Annotated in this window: 14 protein-coding genes; 9 read left to right on the top strand and 5 right to left on the bottom strand. The window is 62.4% G+C overall.

Annotated features, from left to right (window positions below; genetic code table 11):
• Positions 1-12: 12 nt before the first annotated feature.
• Positions 13-2,361, bottom strand: a complete 2,349-nt coding sequence (locus tag RS897_RS32870; protein WP_315832840.1) for a phosphocholine-specific phospholipase C — start codon at positions 2,359-2,361, stop codon at positions 13-15.
• A 324-nt stretch (positions 2,362-2,685) separates the two neighbouring features.
• On the opposite strand from RS897_RS32870, the gene RS897_RS32865 reads away from it, so the two are divergent.
• Positions 2,686-3,552, top strand: coding sequence for a MurR/RpiR family transcriptional regulator (locus RS897_RS32865; protein WP_315832839.1), 867 nt, complete (start codon positions 2,686-2,688; stop codon positions 3,550-3,552).
• Between the two features lie 12 nt (positions 3,553-3,564).
• On the opposite strand, the gene RS897_RS32860 is transcribed toward RS897_RS32865, so the two are convergent.
• Positions 3,565-4,896, bottom strand: coding sequence for a hypothetical protein (locus RS897_RS32860; protein WP_315832838.1), 1,332 nt, complete (start codon positions 4,894-4,896; stop codon positions 3,565-3,567).
• 133 nt (positions 4,897-5,029) lie between these two features.
• On the opposite strand from RS897_RS32860, the gene RS897_RS32855 reads away from it, so the two are divergent.
• The 3 genes from RS897_RS32855 to RS897_RS32845 all read left to right on the top strand — a co-directional run bounded on the left by RS897_RS32855 (position 5,030) and on the right by RS897_RS32845 (position 6,877).
• Entirely contained in the window at positions 5,030-5,914 is an 885-nt protein-coding gene (locus RS897_RS32855) for an alpha/beta hydrolase (RefSeq protein WP_315832837.1), read from the top strand.
• Between the two features lie 121 nt (positions 5,915-6,035).
• Positions 6,036-6,368 (top strand): DUF6881 domain-containing protein, encoded by a 333-nt coding sequence (locus RS897_RS32850; RefSeq protein WP_315832836.1) that lies wholly within the window; start codon positions 6,036-6,038, stop codon positions 6,366-6,368.
• Positions 6,369-6,499: 131 nt separating this feature from the next.
• Positions 6,500-6,877 (top strand): VOC family protein, encoded by a 378-nt coding sequence (locus tag RS897_RS32845; protein ID WP_315832835.1) that lies wholly within the window; start codon positions 6,500-6,502, stop codon positions 6,875-6,877.
• 42 nt (positions 6,878-6,919) lie between these two features.
• Here RS897_RS32845 and uvrA read toward each other — a convergent pair whose 3' ends face one another.
• A complete protein-coding gene (uvrA, locus tag RS897_RS32840; RefSeq protein ID WP_315832834.1) occupies positions 6,920-9,922 on the bottom strand; it encodes an excinuclease ABC subunit UvrA in 3,003 nt (1,000 codons plus the stop codon).
• 669 nt (positions 9,923-10,591) lie between these two features.
• On the opposite strand from uvrA, the gene RS897_RS32835 reads away from it, so the two are divergent.
• On the top strand, positions 10,592-11,593 hold the full coding sequence (locus RS897_RS32835; protein ID WP_315832833.1) for an AraC family transcriptional regulator: 1,002 nt from the start codon (positions 10,592-10,594) through the stop codon (positions 11,591-11,593).
• Positions 11,594-11,722: 129 nt separating this feature from the next.
• Here the strand turns inward: RS897_RS32835 and RS897_RS32830 are convergent, their stop codons facing one another.
• Positions 11,723-12,436, bottom strand: coding sequence for an outer membrane protein (locus RS897_RS32830; RefSeq protein WP_315832832.1), 714 nt, complete (start codon positions 12,434-12,436; stop codon positions 11,723-11,725).
• Between the two features lie 510 nt (positions 12,437-12,946).
• Between RS897_RS32830 and RS897_RS32825 the strand changes: the two genes are divergently transcribed.
• From RS897_RS32825 to gyrA, 3 genes are all read left to right on the top strand, one after another.
• On the top strand, positions 12,947-13,456 hold the full coding sequence (locus RS897_RS32825) for a single-stranded DNA-binding protein (protein ID WP_315832831.1): 510 nt from the start codon (positions 12,947-12,949) through the stop codon (positions 13,454-13,456).
• 284 nt (positions 13,457-13,740) lie between these two features.
• Positions 13,741-14,142: a DUF2306 domain-containing protein gene (locus RS897_RS32820; RefSeq protein ID WP_315832830.1), complete on the top strand. Its 402-nt coding sequence runs from the start codon at positions 13,741-13,743 to the stop codon at positions 14,140-14,142.
• 156 nt (positions 14,143-14,298) lie between these two features.
• Positions 14,299-17,019: a DNA gyrase subunit A gene (gyrA, locus tag RS897_RS32815; RefSeq protein WP_315832829.1), complete on the top strand. Its 2,721-nt coding sequence runs from the start codon at positions 14,299-14,301 to the stop codon at positions 17,017-17,019.
• Between the two features lie 152 nt (positions 17,020-17,171).
• On the opposite strand, the gene RS897_RS32810 is transcribed toward gyrA, so the two are convergent.
• Positions 17,172-17,438, bottom strand: a complete 267-nt coding sequence (locus RS897_RS32810; RefSeq protein WP_315832828.1) for a hypothetical protein — start codon at positions 17,436-17,438, stop codon at positions 17,172-17,174.
• A gap of 320 nt (positions 17,439-17,758) precedes the next feature.
• Between RS897_RS32810 and coaD the strand changes: the two genes are divergently transcribed.
• A complete protein-coding gene (gene coaD / locus RS897_RS32805) occupies positions 17,759-18,256 on the top strand; it encodes a pantetheine-phosphate adenylyltransferase (protein ID WP_315832827.1) in 498 nt (165 codons plus the stop codon).
• The last annotated feature ends 59 nt before the right edge of the window (positions 18,257-18,315 follow it).

Raw genomic sequence — 18,315 nt, 5'->3', positions numbered from 1 at the left:
GAAAACGCAGCTTCAGAACCGGTCGGCCACGCCCATGCCGGGATCGCTCACCGACGAGCGGCCGGTTTCCACATGGCCGGCGAAGCGCCGGGAGAAGCCGTCGTCCGAGTCGCAGGTGACGACGAAGTCGTACCAGTGGCCGGTCGTGCGCAGATTCCAGTAGAGTTCACTGGGACGGCCGGACGCGGGCACTTTGACATCCCACGACGTGCCGGGGCCGCCGAAGCCGGGGCCCGGGAAGAAGCTCGACGGGTTGAAGCCGAAGCCGGGGGCGAAGGCGTCCGGAGCCGATCGGAAGCCAGGTACCTGGCCAAGGCCGACAGGCTGCAGGCCGGGAAGCGGACCGAAGCCCGGAAACTCCGGCTGTAACGCGGCTGATATCGAAGCGCCGACGGCCAGCAGCGGCCCATAGATCTTGTTCGACTTCACCGTGAAACGCAGGTGGCTGTTGCCGTCATTGCGCAATTGCACGTGCAAGCCGCCGTCGAAGACATTGTAGCCCACGAAGATCTCGGGATTGGGCGCGTGTCTGTCCCGGACCTTGTTGAGGTTGCCCTTGAATTGGCGGTGGAATCCATTGGGAGCGAGCACCCACAGATCATAGAGGCCATCGTCGCCGACCACCCATTCGTCGTCCAGCATATGACCCGCCTCGACGGTGTAGCGCTTGGGAATGCGATCCAGGTGCAGCTTGTCGTAGACATGGAACACAGCGCCGGCAAAGCCGGTGTTGGCGAACAGGAGCCTGACTTTGTTTTTGCCGGCGTCGACGTGTGCGCTGGCATGCAGGATGTAGGGAAGCGGCCGCGAGAAGCGCACGCCGGTCTCCTGAAACAGCGGCTGCGGTGTCGCCGGCGCAGTGGGAGCCGGCAGTGTGCGCTGATGCGCATCCGATGCAGACCAGTTGCTCTGGTCGGGCAAGTCCGGGAAGCGGGGATCGTTGGGGCTCGCGAAGTCGAAGGCCGTGGTCAGATCACCCGAAATGGCGCGATGCCAAGGGCTGATCGCGGCCACCTTGATGCCGAAGCGTTTCTCGAGGAAACGTCCCACCGAGGTGTGGTCGAAGACCTGCGAATTGACCCAGCCACCCTTGCTCCACGGCGACACCACATACATCGGTACGCGTGCACTGAGACCCCAGGGACGAACGTTGCCGCTGATGGTGTCGGTGCCGGTCAGGACATTGCCGACGGTGTTGGAGAAATACTCACCCGCGAGCGGCATCGTGGCCTTGCCCATCAGGTTGCCGTTGATGTCATACGACGGCACCGCCGGCGCCGGCAGGTGATCGAAGAAGCCGTCGTTTTCGTCGAAGGTCAGCAGGAAGACGGTCTGGCTCCAGACTTCGGGATTGGAAGTCAGGATTTCCAGCACCTGGTCGGTGAAATTGCCGGCGCGGGTCGGGCTGCCGCCGCCGGGATGTTCGGAGTTGGCCTGCGTCGGCAGGATCCACGAGACCTGGGGCAGAGTGTCGTTCTTCACATCGGCTTTCAACGTGTCCAGATAGTCCGGACCACCGGTCAGGCCGTGCGTGTAGTTGGCATCACCCGGCTGGGCGTGGCGGAAGCTTGAGAATGCCGGGCAGCCGTGCATCGCGCCGGTCCAGTTGTCGTTCATGTCCTGGTAGATGTGCCAGCTGACACCGGCTTTCTGCAGCAGGTCGGGCAGGGTGTCCCAGGTGAAGTCGCTGCCGACATAACGATAGGTCGGCTGCGGCTGAGGTTGACCCGCCACCCACTTCGACGGGTTGGGCCAGCAGCGGTTGTTGTTGGGCTCGGAATCGTTGGTCGTGCAGTTGATGCCCTGTGCACGCAGCGCCGGATTGAAGTTGGAGCCCGACCAGAACGTGATCCGGTTGGGATCCGTGCCGGTGGTGATCGAGCAGTGATAGGCGTCGCAGAGCGTGAAGGCCTCGGCCAGCGCGAACTGGAACGGGATGTCGGTGCGGTCGAAGTGGCCCATCGCGTACTGGGTCTTGTACTTGGGCCAGAAGCCCAGTTTGCCCTGGTTCCACGCGGCCTGACTGTCGCCGAATGAGTGTGGCGTGCCATACCCGACCAGCGCGTTGGAGGTCGCGGAGTCGCGGTGATAAGGCGGTATCTCATGGGTGCCGTCAGACTGGAACCAGACCGGCTTGCCACTTTCGAGCGGGATCGGGAAACGATCGCCGAAGCCACGCACGCCGCGCAGGGTGCCGAAATAGTGGTCGAACGAACGGTTCTCCTGCATCAGGATCACAACGTGCTTCACGTCCTGGATGGTGCCGGTCCGGCGCCTCGCCGGAATGGCCAGTGCCCGGTCGATGCTGGTAAAGGCAGCCGCTGCCGCGGTGCCCACCAGAAAATCACGACGTGTTGTCATTTTTCTACCTGAGGTTGAATTGGGTTGAGCAGACCGATCTCGGTTTGCGGCGCAGGCCTTGGGAAGCTCTTGGGCCCTGCGCGAGATCACCTGACGAGGGGTACCAACCCCACTTGACGTGAGTGTGAATATTTTATTTTGTAGATATTATTTTATGAGCTTTTCTCAGTCGACGAAATGTCGATGCGAAAGCAGGCGGGAATGACCCATGAGCCAGCGTTGCCGGAGCATCCTGGCGGGCCACCGGGAGTTGAAGTTTTGCGCAAGGCGAATCGGAGTATCGGATCAACTCCCACGGTGTTTGCGAAGGCGCGGGTGACAGGCATGAACGTCAATCCAGGACCGTCGGTGAACGGCATCCTCTCCCGCATCAGGGAGTTGCAGTCCGAGCTTCCGCCGAAAGCCAGGCAGATTGCCGAGCTGATACTCGCAAAGCCCGAGCCCTTCATTCACATGTCGATCACCGAAGTGGCGGAGACCTGTGACGTCAGCGAAGGCACGATCGTTGCCTTTTGCCGCCGGGTGGATGTTCGCGGGTTTCAGGAGCTCAAAATTCTTCTGGCGCGGGATTTGATCGAGCCGGTTCGTCTGATTCAGGAGGACCTGCATCGGGGCGATGATCCGGCGACCGTCACGGATCACATCTTTGCCGCCCATGCCGCTTCGCTTCACGAGACGCGACGCCTGCTCTCGATGGAATCGCTGGCGAAGGCGGCAAGCCTGTTGAGGGACGCGCAGCGCATTGAGATCTATGGTATCGGAAGTTCGGCGCCCATTGCGCAGGACCTGTCCTATCGCTTGCTGCAACTGGGGCTCGCGGCAAGCGCGGTCGTCGATTCCCATGTCCAGGCCGTCAGCGCCGGCATGACCGGTCCAACCGTCGCGACCGTCACGGTGTCTCACTCCGGCAGCACGGTCGAGACGGTGCTTGCGACCCGATTGGCGCGGGAATCCGGCGCCAGGACAATCGGTATCACGCGGCTCGGCAAGTCGCCTCTCGCGGCGCACTGTGACGTGCTGCTCTATACCGTCGCGAATGAAACCCGATATCGGCCCGAGGCGATGAGCAGCCGCGTCGCTCAGCTCGCGATTATCGATACGTTGGTGAGCTGTTGTGCTCTGACCGACACCGAGCGCTCGGTCGACAGACTTCAGCACGCCACGCGCATTCTGTCCGAGAAGCGCTTTTGACCGAGAGCCCGCTCAGTCAGTGCGATCCTTGCGCGAGCGCGCTACCGAGAGATCGTCCGGATGCGGGGCTGATGTCGTCGATGCCGGCAGCGGGTTGAGCGCCTCGAACATTGCGCGCTGCCGCATCTTGAGGTCACAGAAGGTCTGCAGTTTTCCGGTCGGGTCGGTCACCACGGCTGGATTGCCGGTCAGGAAGTCGGACAGCGTGGCCTCGGCGTCATGCAGGCGGCCGCTGATGTGCCGGAAGCCGGCATGGCTGGCGACGTCGGCTTCGTCCGCCTTGCGGCCGGTTTCCGCCGTATGGCAGCCATTGCAGGTCAGCATCGCGAAGTTGTGGCGCAACACATTGTTGGTGATGGCCATCTGTGGCCAGCGGAAATCTCTGCTGGGCATGTCGGCGTTGCCGCCGATGAAGCGCAGGGGAATATCGCCACCGCGATCGCTGTTGATAGCTGCCGACAGGGCGTCGGGCTGATCGATTTGGCTGAGATGCGGCGTGTTGCTGACCGGTACTGCGATCAAGCGCTGTTCCTGCGTGTCCAGATGGAATTCGCGCAGCTGCCAGGGGAAGCCAAGCCCTTCGTTGGTGCGCAACCGCGCCAAGGTGTTGGTTCCGGTAGAGCCGTCGAACGTACCGATAATGGCTTGCAGCGCCTCGTTATAAGATACGCCGAACGGCAGCCGCCCCAGCGCGTGCCAGCGTTCGGCCCAGGCCTTGACCTGTTCGCGGCTGGATGCGGGCAGGGCGTACTCGAAGATCAGGGTGAACGGCAGCGGCGGCGCCGTGTCGAGATCGCCGCGTCCCTTGAGGTCGAGCGCCGTGAACACCAGCCGCGCTTCGCCGGCATTGGCGATCACATTGTCCCTGGTGACGATGCCGAGATCAGGCCGATAGACAATCGCGAGCAAACGGAACGGGGCATTGGCGAGATTGGGACGCCAGCTCTCGAACGCGGTGGCGCCGTCCCTGGCCATCCAGGGCCGGACGATTGTCTCGGAAATCGCCGGTCGCGCGTCGAGCGGAAAGCCGTTGATGTGAGACGGAGTGTTCCAGGTGCGAAGCCAATCCTTGACGGTGTCGCCTGTATCGCGGTTCGGCGTCAACGTGGCCATCAGGTGCGCGAACGACCAGGCGCCGTTCGGACCCGAGGCGCGCGCGTCGTTGACCACCGACAAGTCGGTGATCATCAACTCCTTGTTGAGGACGATATCCGGCGGCGTCTTGAAGCCGCAGTCTTCGGCCCGGGCAGGTGCCGATATCGCGAGACTGGCGGCCAGGATTGCCCCGGCAGTGAAAATTCCCGCGAGGGCTGTGGTACGATGGTTTTGAACAGGCCGCATCATGTTCCGATTAAACCATTTTGGCGTGGAAAAATTCCAGGATTTGATGCGCCCTCGATGACATCGTTGCGATGACGACCGCTCATTCGGCTGCTCAGCCCCGACGGTTGACGCGGTCAGAAGGCGGGAGGCAGCTATGGTTCAGAGCGAGATCGATACCATCCGCACGCTGCTCGGTTCGAAACCACGGCCCGTCGGATGGACGGAGCGACGCCAGCGCCTGGACGATGTCGGCTCCGTTTGGCCTGTGGCCGACGACGTCGAGCTGTCCGCGGTCGATCTGGATGGCGTGGCCGGGGAATGGTCGATCGTTCCCGGCAGCGATGCGTCGCGTGTGCTGCTGTTTTTCCATGGCGGCGGCTACTGTTCGGGCTCCATCCGCAGCCATCGCCGTTTGGTGACCGAAGCAGGCCGGGCGGCGCGGGTGCGGACCTTGGCGGTCGGTTATCGGCTGGCGCCGGAGCATCCGTTTCCGGCCGCGTTCGACGATGGCCTGACGGCGTGGCGATATTTGCGGCGGCAAGGGATCGCGGCTGCGCACATCGCCGTCGGTGGCGACAGCGCAGGCGGCGGACTGACGGTTGCGTTGGTCAATCGGCTGCGCGAACTCGAGGAGGACTTGCCCGCCTGCACGTGGCTGGTGTCGCCATGGACTGATCTCTCCATGTCCGGGTCCTCATTGACGACGAAAGATGCCGTCGATCCGATCATTCACAAGGTCTACCTCGAGGAATTGGCCTCGGCCGTTGTGCCGGCCGGCATGGATCGGAAGGATCCGCTGATATCGCCGCTCTATGCGGATTTGAAGGGCTTTCCGCCAACGCTGATCCAGGTCGGATCGTCAGAGACGTTGCTCGAAGATGCCACGCGGTTTGCGGCTGCGGCCGGCTCGGCCGATGTCGCCGTCACCCTGCAGATATGGCCGCACATGATCCACGCATGGCCTTTGTGGAATGCTCACCTGGAGCCCGGTCGGCGAGCGCTTGCAAGCGCGGGTGCATTCATGCGGGAGCATTTTTGATGTCGCGGTTCGCGGTCCCGTGTCCGGTGGCCCGACCCGGCCATCACGCCGAAGCCGTGGACGAGTGTGTCTCCGCCGCAAACGCCGTCATGTTTCAAATCGGCAAGCTCAGGACTTGGCCATGTCTTCGATTGAACTGCCCGGACCGCCTCAGCTGGGTCCTCCTCAGAGTTACTTTCATTGTGTCTGGATTGATGCGGCGGAAGACGAACCAGTCGAATGGTTCGACGAACTGGACGCATTACGCTGGTCAATTCGATGCGTGAGGAAGTATCGCGACGGCCGGCTTGAAGCATGCAGCTATGCCAGCGAAAATTGGCGGGCTGAGATGCCTGAAGCTCCAGTCCCGCCGCTTGCGATGATCAACCGGGATTCGCAGTTTTTTGCGAAAGAGATTTCGAAGGCCGAGTTCGAGACTGTCTGGAATCAGGCGAACGGCTCCGCCGCTGGGTAGTTACCCGGACCACAACGCCGAATATCAGTTTGTGGTCTATCGATTCGTCTTGCTGCTGCGCAGCAACCGCGTCGCGTTACGGGCAAGGTGGACGTCGCTCTCGATGAGCATGAGGTGTAGACTGCCCGCCCATGCAGGTGGGATCCCTCGATCACATTGTGCTTTGCGTGAACGACGTCGCGGCGGCACGTCGGTTCTATGAGCGCGTGTTGGGGATGACGTCGCGGGAAGAGCGGCCAGGAAAGTGGTCGCTGCACTTCGGGGCCAACAAGATCAGCTTGCAGGACGTGCGCACGTCACCCGAGATCGCGCGGGAGACCGTGCCGGGCAGCGGCAATTTCTGTGTTCTCACCGATACGCCGATCGATGCGGTCGTGCTGCATCTCAGGCAGCACGGCGTGGACATCGTCGCCGGTCCCGGCGAACGCGCGGGGGCAGCGGGACCGATCCTGTCGGTGTATGTCAGGGATCCCGACGGCAACCTTGTCGAGGTCAGCAACCAGCTTTGATCGCCGGTTGCTGCACAGCATCCGCTGCATGGCGAAGACTGGCTACTCCGCCGCTTCTCCGGATACGCCATCGTCCTTATTGCTCACCACCCGCCGCTTGCGTGGCTTGTTGGCTTTCGCCAGCACCGGCGCTAGGAATTTGCCGGTGTAGCTGCGCGGCGCCTTGACGATGTCTTCCGGCGGACCCCAGGCCACGATCTCGCCGCCGCCGTCGCCGCCTTCAGGACCCAGATCGATCACCCAGTCCGCTGTCTTGATGACTTCGAGATTGTGCTCGATCACCACCACGGTGTTGCCCTGGTTGACCAGTTCGTGCAGCACCTCGAGCAGCTTGGCCACGTCGTGGAAATGTAGCCCAGTGGTCGGCTCGTCCAGGATGTAGAGCGTGCGGCCGGTGGCGCGTTTCGACAGCTCCTTGGCGAGCTTGACGCGCTGCGCCTCGCCGCCGGAGAGCGTGGTGGCCTGCTGGCCGACATGGATGTAGTCGAGACCGACGCGGTGCAGGGTCTTGAAGGTTTCGCGCACCCGCGGTACCGCCTTGAAGAACTCGGCGGCTTCTTCCACCGTCATGTCGAGGACGTCGGCGATCGACTTGCCCTTGAACAGCACTTCAAGGGTTTCGCGGTTGTAGCGCTTGCCCTTGCAGGTATCGCAGGTGACGTAGACATCAGGCAGGAAGTGCATCTCGATCTTGATCACGCCGTCGCCCTGGCAGGCCTCGCAGCGGCCGCCCTTGACGTTGAACGAAAAACGTCCCGGCTCGTAGCCGCGCGCCTTGGCTTCCGGCAGGCCGGCAAACCATTCGCGGATCGGGGTGAACGCGCCGGTATAGGTCGCGGGGTTCGAGCGCGGGGTGCGGCCGATCGGTGACTGGTCGATCTCGATGATCTTGTCGATGTGCTCCAGCCCCTCGATGCGGTCGTGCGGGGCCGGGCCTTCGCTGGCATTGTTGAGCTTGCGCGCGATCGCCTTGTAGAGCGTATCGATCAGCAGCGTCGACTTGCCGCCGCCGGACACGCCGGTGACGCAAGTGAACAGCCCCAGCGGAATTTCCGCCGAAACGTTCTTCAGATTGTTGCCGGAGGCGTTCACCACCTTGATGGTGCGGCGATGGTTCGGCGGCTTGCGCTCGGGGATTTCAACGGACATCTCGCCGGTGAGATACTTGCCGGTCAGCGACGCCGGGTTGGCCATCACTTCGGCGGGCGTGCCCTTGGCGACAATGTTGCCGCCATGGATGCCGGCGCCGGGCCCGACATCGACCACGTAGTCCGCCAGCCGGATGGCGTCTTCATCGTGCTCGACCACGATCACGGTGTTGCCGAGGTCGCGCAGCCGCTTCAGCGTATCGAGCAGCCGCGCATTGTCGCGCTGGTGCAGGCCGATCGACGGTTCGTCCAGCACATAGAGCACGCCGGTGAGGCCGGAACCGATCTGCGATGCCAGACGGATGCGCTGGCTTTCGCCGCCGGACAGTGTTCCGGACGCGCGGGCCAGGGTCAGATAGTTAAGGCCGACGTCGAGCAGGAACGACAGCCGTTCGCGGATCTCCTTGAGTACGCGGATCGCGATCTCGTTCTGCTGGGTGCTGAGTAAACCGGGAACGCTCTCGAACCATTCGCCGGCCTTCTTGACCGACAGTTCGGAAATCTCGCCGATGTGCTTGCCGCCGATCTTGACGCACAGCGCCTCCGGCTTCAGCCGATGGCCGGCGCAGCCCTTGCACGGCACGTCGCTGAAGTATTTGCCGAGCTCTTCGCGCGCCCACTCGCTTTCGGTCTCGCGGAAGCGGCGCTCGATGTTGGTGACCACGCCCTCGAACGGCTTCTTGGTGTCGTAGGAGCGCACGCCGTCTTCGTAGGAGAACTTGATCTCGTCGTCGCCGGAGCCATAGAGCAGGGCATTCTGCGTCTTTTTCGGCAGGTCCTTCCACTTGGTATCGAGGGTGAATTTGTAGAACTTGCCGAGCGCCTGCAGGGTCTGCACGTAATAGGGCGAGGACGACTTCGCCCACGGCGCGATCGCGCCTTTGCGCAGCGTCAGTTCCTTGTCGGCGATGACGAGATCGGCATCGATATGCTGCTCGACACCGAGGCCGCCGCACGCGGGGCAGGCGCCATAGGGGTTGTTGAAGGAGAAGAGTCTGGGTTCGATTTCCGGAATGGTGAAGCCGGACACCGGGCAGGCGAATTTTTCCGAAAACAGCAGCCGCTCCGGGCCGCTCTTGTCGTGGATTTTTGCGGTCTTCTTGTCGGTCTTTTTCTCGCCTTCGGCGGTTGCGGGCGCATCGGCGAACTCCACCACGGCCAGTCCTTCAGCGAGCTTCAGCGCGGTTTCGAAGGATTCCGCCAGCCGCTGCGCGATGTCGGGGCGGACCACGATGCGATCCACCACCACATCGATGTCGTGGGGGAATTTCTTGTCCAGCGTCGGCGCCTCAGACAGCTCATGGAACGCGCCGTCGATCTTGACCCGCTGGAACCCCTTCTTGAGATATTCGGCGAGCTCCTTGCGATACTCGCCCTTGCGGCCGCGCACCACCGGCGCCAGCAGATAAAGCCGCGTGCCCTCGGGCAGCGCCAGCACCCGGTCCACCATCTGCGACACGGTCTGGCTCTCGATCGGAAGACCCGTGGCCGGCGAGTAGGGCACGCCGACGCGGGCCCACAGCAGCCGCATGTAGTCGTAGATCTCGGTCACCGTGCCGACGGTCGAGCGCGGGTTCTTCGAGGTCGTTTTCTGTTCGATGGAAATGGCCGGCGACAGGCCGTCGATCTGGTCGACGTCCGGCTTCTGCATCATTTCCAGGAACTGCCGGGCGTAAGCCGAGAGCGACTCCACATAACGCCGCTGTCCCTCGGCATAGATGGTGTCGAACGCGAGGGAGGACTTGCCCGAGCCCGACAATCCGGTCAGCACCACCAGGCGGTCGCGCGGGATCTCGAGATTGACGTTCTTGAGGTTGTGCTCGCGCGCGCCGCGGATGGTGATCGCACGGCTGTTGGCGGCCTGCTTGCTGCGGTTCGCCTTGAGAATTTCATCCATCACGGGCATTCCCAGCGCGTTGGACGCGCGATTGTAACGTTGGTTTCGTTTGCGAATTGCCGGACGCCGGCCGTCTTTTCACGGCCGCTGGCGTCAGAGAACGCGCGGTTTATCTCATATCCATCGGCCGCGCACGTATCCGTTCCGGGAGGCTCGAGGCTTTCCCGTCATCGTACACCGGGCGCTGATTGCCGGAAGGCCGGGGACTCAGGCTGATCGAATTGTCCACGGAACATATCAAGAACAATGACTGATTTCCAGTGGGAGTTTTTTCCCTGTGGAACGGGCCGGGATGATCGAGTGTATTGCGATCAGGCTTATGTGGTTTGCCTGCACCACGGAGCAAGGGTTCGGGGCCTACGATAGCGTTTAAGAGCACCAAGCCCGGCTGAGAGCCCGGGCTTTCTCATCAGATATGGAACAGGAGTCGCTTGGCACGAGCTCAGCCCAGGGCGGCCCATCTTGTCGTTCTGGCCCGCGCGCGCGATCGCTGGTCTTTATCCGGGTTCTTTGCCGTCGCATCGCGGCGCGCACGACAGCACCTCGGCACCGATCCGTTGAGCCCGTAGAAATTTGGACACGTGTCATGGCCGGCGCTCATCCGATCGCGGGACTTAAGGTCATGAAGAGCAATGAGATGAACCTTGCCCGCTCACCCGTGACACACACTTGGTAGCAACCATCCAAGGGGCGAGAATATTGCGACGGATCTCTTTTGCGGCTCGAAGCGCCGGCGATCACGAAGCTTCGGAACTTTCGCAGTGGCGGAACCTGCTTTGCGAATACGTGACGGCCTCGGATCTGGCCTGGTCCCACGTCTACCCGTTTGCCGGCGTGTTCGATGTGTTGCGCCTGACCTCGCTGGATATCGTCCGGATGAGGGCGCCGGTCGGGGGAAGCGAGGCGACAGATGAAGCCAAGGCCGTCTACGCGCTGGTGTACAATCACGCGTCGCTTCCCATCACCTATCGGAACGGGGACCGCGAGGTCTGCCTCAATCGCGGTGAGGCGACGCTGCTCAGGTTCGATCAATCGCTGAAAGCGCGCCGGCAGCCGTCACCGGATAATGAGTGGCGATGCGTGGTCATTCCGCGCGAGCGATTGCTCGGCGCCGTGGCGCATGCGGACGATCTGGTCGGCGAACTGGTGCCGGCCGGCAACGACGCGCTCGGACAGCTCAAGAGCTGCATATCGGTGCAGCTGGATTCCGGCGCGGCGATGCTGACGGATCAGATGGCGGCGTGCCTTGATGATCAGGTTTTTCGCCTGGTGCTGTCGGTGCTGGGCGAGCGCCATGAAACGGCGGGGGCATCGTCCGTGGTCCCTTCGGGATCAGGCGTGCGGGCCGCGCGGCGCGAGGCGGTGCTGGCGGAAATCGCCGTCAGTTATCGCAATCCGGCGCTGTCGGTGGAAGCCATTGCCGCGAAACTCGGGCTGTCGAGGCGTTATGTCTTCGCACTGCTGCGGGAGAGCGGAACCGGATTTTCCGAGCGTGTGCTCGAGTTCAGGCTGCAGGCGGCCTTCGCCACGCTACGCGATATCGATCGGGCGCTGCTCAGGATCAGCGAAGTGGCGTATGAGGCCGGCTTCAACGAAGTCTCGCATTTCAACCGCTGCTTTCGCCGCCGTTTCGCGATGACGCCGACCGAGGCGCGCGCCGCGTTGCGCTGATAAGCTGCAGTCCGAGATACGCGCGTTCGACGAACGGCGAGAACCCAAACGAAAAGCCCGGCCGTGAGGCCGGGCTTCTGTCATCCTGACGGATCAGGACGGGATTAGTCCAGATCGGTACTTGTAATCTCAGTACTTGGCGACGACCGGGCCACCCCAGTTGAAGCGGTAGTTGATACCGGCCTTCACGGTGTGGATGTCGTGGTCGTAGCTGACGAGGGTGCTGGTCGCCGGCACGGTCACGTCGGTCTTGCCGAAGTTGTAGTACTGGTACTCGACCTTGGCCGACCAGTTCGGAGCGAACAGATATTCCAGGCCTGCACCGACGGTGTAGCCGACGTTGTCGCTGGAGGAGGTGAACGGAATGGGCGCACCGTTTCCGGTGGCGGTCACGAAGACATTGTTGCTCTCGCGGAACGCGACACCGCCCTTGGCGTACAGCAGGGCCGGGCCCCAAGTGTAGCCGAGACGACCGGTGACCGAACCGAGGTTGCTGTTACGATCGGAGATCGTGAAGCCCTGCGGAACGAATGCGGCCGAGCGGGTGTCGCGGTTGGTCCAGGAGTACTGGCCTTCGATACCCAGCACCCAGTTCGGGGCGAACTGGTAGTCGGCGCCGACCTGCACACCGCCGAGGAAGCGACCGTCATTGTCACCGAAAATCGAGTTGCCGTCGAACGCGCCGCCGACGTGGCCACCGATATAGAAACCGGTCCAGTTGTAGATCGGGGCAGGCACGTAGGCCGGAGCCTTCGTGTAGCTGCGTGCCGGCAGGTCGGCTGCGAAAGCCGATGCAGTGCCCAACGCGATCAGTGCCACGCTACCCAGCAAAATCTTCTTCATTGTACTCTCCACTTGATCCCCACCACCCGAAGGCGGATCGATTGTTCTAGCCGTCGCGAGCGCCCGACCGTTGCAGAGACTTATACAGCGTCCGCCGCAAAATGCCGTCACCCGAATGCAACAGTCACAAGTGAAATGCTTCGGTCTAAGTTAAGGATTTGTTTAGCTTATTTCGCCCCGAAGGCTTGCCCAAAGACCCCAAGATTTCGACGTATTTGCGTCACATTTCAACGCCGCCGAAGCCATCTCGTTCCCGTCAAAACGGGTTCACTGGGGATTTATTTTGCCATTCGATCTTGTTGAGAACATAATGAGAACATATTATGTCGATCGATCCGATGTGGATAACCCGCATGGGTCCGCCGATGGGCCAGCCTGCGGTCCCGCGAGCGGGTATAGGGTCGGTCGGAACGAGAGCCTCTGGATCGAGAGGCTTCAGAACGAGAGCATTTGGAACGCGAGCCTGCCGGTTGATGGTGTGGGTCCGAGACAAGCGAGTGGAGAGCGGCAATGGCGGGAAGTGTGAACAAGGTCATTCTGATTGGAAATCTCGGGGCGGATCCGGAGATTCGGAAAACCCAGGACGGGCGTCCGATCGCCAATCTGCGGATCGCCACCTCGGAAACCTGGCGTGACAAGGGCACCGGCGAGCGCAAGGAAAAGACCGAGTGGCACCGTGTCGTGATCTTCAATGAAGGTCTGTGCAAGGTCGCGGAGCAGTATCTCAAAAAGGGCGCCAAAGTTTACATCGAAGGCGCGCTGCAGACCCGCAAGTGGACCGACCAGAGCGGCGTCGAGAAGTTTTCGACTGAAGTGGTGCTGCAGGGCTTCAATTCGACCCTGACCATGCTGGACGGCCGTAGCGGCGGGACTGGCGGCGGTGGCTTCGGAGACGACGCCGGCGGCGACTTCGGCTCCAGCGGACCGTCGGGGGGCGCACCGCGCCGCGCTGTGGCAAGTGGCGGCGGCGGCGGTTCGAGCCGCAGCAACAGCGACATGGACGACGAGATTCCGTTCTAAAGATCGGACCGACAGGTCCGTGGAGGATACGGGCGGCTCCTTTGCCGGGTGAGGCAAGGGAGTGGCCCGTTTTCATTTCGGAGTCTGCGGCGAAGGGGCATGTGGTCTCGATCGCGGAGGCGGCGGGGCGATGCTTTCGGTTTCGGGATCGCGGTCGACGTCATTCGGGCTTCAACAAACGAGCCCGGGCCGCGGCAGGCAGAGCAGGGCAAACGGCCGCAGATTGAGAACTTGCTTGCGTCCAGCTGGATGTTAATGTTGTTTACATCAGGCTGGATGTTGGCATGTCATTGACCCCGCTGCTGCAGGAACCCTCCTACACACAAATTCATGCATTTGCGGCGATGGCGGCGTTCGCTCTCGGCGTTGTGCAATTCGCCGCGCCCAAGGGCACGCTGCCGCATCGGACCATCGGCTGGATCTGGGTCGTGTTGATGCTGACGGTCGCCGGGTCGTCGTTCTATATCCATGGCATCAGGCTCTGGGGGCCCTGGAGTCCGATTCATCTGCTGTCGATCTTCGCGCCGATCGCGTTGCTCATGGGCGTGTGGGCGGCGCGGCGCCATCGCGTGCGTGCTCACAAGATCACGATGATCTCGGTCTTTGCCGGCGCACTGCTGATCGCCGGCCTGTTCACGCTGCTGCCGGGACGGGTCATGCACGCGGTGGTTTTCGGGGCAAATTGAGCGCTTTGCGCAACGCGCGGATCATGCGCCCAAATCAAATTATAAATAGCTGAAATAATTGCATTTTTCAGAGCTTGGAAAGCTCCGAAAGGGGTTGGTTCGAGGCGTTGAATCGCCTATATATTTTGATCAGATTCTGTTCGGGGATTTTTTCGTTTGGCTGACCAAGACCATCCGGATTCGGGCTCGTCCGAGCCTGTCGACATTCGTCCGGTTTCAATCACCGATGAGATGAAGCGGTCCTACCTCGATTACGCCATGAGCGTGATCGTGGCGCGCGCGCTTCCCGATGCGCGCGACGGCCTGAAGCCGGTGCACCGGCGCATTCTCTACACCATGCACGAGAACGGTTTCGACTGGAACAAGACGTTCCGCAAGTCGGCCCGCACCGTCGGCGACGTGATGGGTAAATACCATCCGCACGGCGACCAGTCGATTTACGATGCGCTGGTGCGCATGGCGCAGGATTTTTCCATGCGCCTGCCGCTGATCGACGGCCAGGGCAACTTCGGCTCGGTTGACGGCGATACCGCAGCCGCGATGCGTTACACCGAGTCCCGGCTCGCGAAGGTGGCGCACACGCTGCTCGATGATATCGACAAGGACACTGTCGATTTCCAGCCGAACTATGACGGCAGCGAAAGGGAGCCGTCGGTCCTCCCGGCGCGCTTTCCGAACCTGCTGGTCAACGGCTCCGGCGGCATCGCGGTCGGCATGGCCACCAACATCCCGCCGCACAATCTCGGCGAGGTGATCGATGCCTGTATCGCGCTGATAGAAGATCCGGCGCTCAGCATCGACGATCTCATCAACATCGTTCCCGGGCCTGATTTCCCCACCGGCGGCATCATTCTCGGCCGCCAGGGCATCCGCGCCGCGTACCATCTCGGCCGCGGCTCGATCATGATGCGCGGCAAGGTGACGATCGACACCATCCGCAAGGATCGTGAAGCGATCATCGTCTCGGAAATTCCCTACCAGGTGAACAAGGCCACCATGGTCGAGCGCATCGCCGAACTGGTGCGCGAAAAGAAGATCGAGGGCATTTCCGATCTGCGCGACGAGTCCGATCGCGACGGCTATCGCGTGGTGATCGAGTTGAAGCGCGACGCCGTGCCCGACGTGGTGTTGAACCAGCTCTACCGGTTCACGCCACTGCAAACCAGTTTCGGCGCCAATATGGTGGCGCTCGATGCCGGCCGTCCGCAACTGATGAATTTGAAGGATCTGCTGACCCTGTTTGTCGCGTTTCGCGAACAGGTCGTTACCCGGCGGACCAAATTCCTGCTCACCAAGGCGCGCGATCGCGCCCATATCCTGGTCGGCCTCGCCATCGCGGTCGCCAACATCGACGAAATGATCCGTGTCATCCGCACGTCGCCCGATCCGGCGACCGCGCGCGAGATCCTGATGTCGCGCGACTGGCCGGCCAAGGACGTCGCGGCCATGATCACGCTGATCGACGATCCGCGCCATCGCCTTGCCGAAGACGGCACCGCGCGGCTGTCAATGGAGCAGGCCAAGGCGATCCTCGATCTGCGCCTGCAGCGCCTGACTGCGCTGGGCCGTGACGAGATTTCCGAAGAGCTCGACAAGCTTGCGCTCGAGATTGCCGATTACCTGGAGATCCTGCGCTCGCGCGCCCGGGTCCAGACCATCGTCAAGGACGAACTGATCGCGGTCAAAACCGAGTTCGCAACGCCGCGCCGCACCGTGATCGTCGATCAGGAAGGCGAGGTCGAGGACGAAGACCTGATCCAGCGCGAAGACATGGTGGTGACGGTGTCGCACCACGGTTATGTCAAGCGGGTGCCGCTCTCGGCCTATCGGGCGCAGAAGCGCGGCGGCAAGGGCCGTTCGGGCATGCAGACCCGCGACGAGGATTTCGTCAGCCGGCTGTTCGTCGCTTCGACCCACACCCCGGTGCTATTCTTCTCCTCGCGCGGCCAAGTCTACAAGGAGAAGGTCTGGCGGCTGCCGATGGCGGCACCCAACGCCCGCGGCAAGGCGCTGATCAACATCCTGCCGCTGGAGCAGGGCGAGCGCATCACCACCATCATGCCGCTGCCGGAGGATGAATCCTCCTGGGCCAATCTGGACGTGATGTTCGCGACCACCGGCGGCAACGTCCGGCGCAACAAGCTCTCGGACTTCGTCGACGTCCGCCGTTCCGGCATCATTGCCATGAAGCTGGACGAGGGCGAGGCCATCGTCGACGTGCAGATTTGCACCGAGCACGACGACGTGCTGCTGACAGGCGCCGGCGGCCAGTGCATCCGGTTCCCGGTGACCGACGTGCGCGTGTTCACGGGGCGCACCTCGATGGGGGTGCGCGGCATCGCGCTGGCGGACGGCGACACGGTGATTTCGCTGTCGATTCTGCGCCATGTCGAGGCGACGTCCGAGGAGCGTTCGGCGTATCTGAAGATGCGGCGCGCGGTCTCAGGCGATGCCGGCGCCGAGGAGCCGGTGGAGGCCGACGGTGAGGAGGCCTCGGGAGCAATCCAGCTGAGTTCCGAGCGTTATGTCGAGATGTCGGCGCAGGAGCAGGTGGTGCTGACGGTGTCGGTCAACGGCTACGGCAAGCGCACCTCGTCCTACGAGTACCGGACCACCGGGCGGGGCGGCAAAGGCATCGTCGCCATGTCGGTCAACAACCGCAATGGCAAGCTGGTGGCCTCATTCCCGGTGGAGCACAGCGACCAGATCATGCTGGTGACCGACGCCGGCCAGCTGATCCGCTGCCCGGTCGAGGGCATCCGCGTCGCCGGCCGCTCCACCCAGGGGGTGATCGTGTTCGACACCGCCGAGGATGAACACGTCGTCTCGGTCGAACATCTGACTGAGACCGATGAGGAAAATGGAAACGGAGCCTGATACTTATCGGGCTTGCTGAAACAAATATTTATTAGAATCAAAAAGCCGCTCGCGGGCACACGAGCGGCTTTTTACTTGGGGGGGGGGGTCTACAAAATTTCGGAGGTGGATAAACTTGGCGGTGGTCTACGAAACTGGAGGCTTGCGGTCGTTTAGCGAGCGACGATCCGCTCGGCGGTGACGACGCGGGCCTCGACCTTCACGGTGGCCTTGGAGCCGGCCTTGCGCAGGCAGGAATTCTCGAAATTCGGCCAGGCCTGCTCGGAGCACCCACGACCCACCGGGCGGATGTCGAGCCGGTCGCCCTTGGCCATGGCCACAGGGACACTTGCTTCCACCTGGGGTGCGAAGCCCGGCAGAACGGTGAGAGCGGCCGCGATGAAAGCCGCGATGGTGATCGCCGAGAGCGCCTTGATCATGGAAGTCCCCTGTTATGCTGCCGAGGCCCCATCCGGCCCGGTTCGTCGTTGGTAGCGTTGTAGCCGGCCACCGTTTCAGCCGGTCTGCGTCGCTGCGGAAAATGGTTTCGTCGCAACGCGGAATTGTTTCGTGGCGCCTGATGGGATGAAACAAACGCCCGAAAAAGCAGTGATTTCGCCGTTGTTGCCCCGTGCCGCCCGCCTTGCAGATAAGACGCCTTGAGAGCCGAACGGGTTCGATCCCGGGCCGGAAATAAAAGACCCCGGTCGATGGAACCAGGGCCGCTTGCGGGTCCTGCCGGGGCGGGGTAGAGGGGGGAATGCCGCGTATTGCCCTTTATGCCGGGTCTTTCGACCCTGTCACCAACGGCCACCTCGACGTGGTCCGACAAACCGTCAGCCTGGTCGACCGCATTGTGGTCGCGATCGGCATCAACCCCGGCAAAAAGCCGCTGTTTACGACCGAGGAGCGCCTGGAGATGATCCAGGAGGTGTTTGCCCCGATCGCCGCCAAGGCCGGCTGTACGATGGATTGCATCACCTTCGATGACCTGACCATCACGGCTGCTAGGCGGGTTGGGGCGACGATCCTGATTCGAGGGCTCCGGGACGGCACGGATATGGATTTCGAAATGCAGATCGCGGGCATGAACGAAACCATGGCCCCGGACGTCCAGACCGTGTTTCTTCCGGCTTCTCCCATGGTGCGCCCGATCACCGCCACACTGGTGCGTCAGATCGCCGGGATGGGCGGGGACGTATCCCATTTCGTTCCAGCCATCGTCGCGTCACGCCTGAAGGCCAAATTCGGCCACTAACGAACGAGTCGGGCCGGCCTTTCTGTCCGGACACGATCCACACCTGTTCCGTCAATTGG

This window comes from Bradyrhizobium prioriisuperbiae (assembly GCF_032397745.1).
Classification (GTDB): domain Bacteria; phylum Pseudomonadota; class Alphaproteobacteria; order Rhizobiales; family Xanthobacteraceae; genus Bradyrhizobium_A; species Bradyrhizobium_A prioriisuperbiae.
This window is presented reverse-complemented; position numbering and strand designations above follow the sequence as displayed.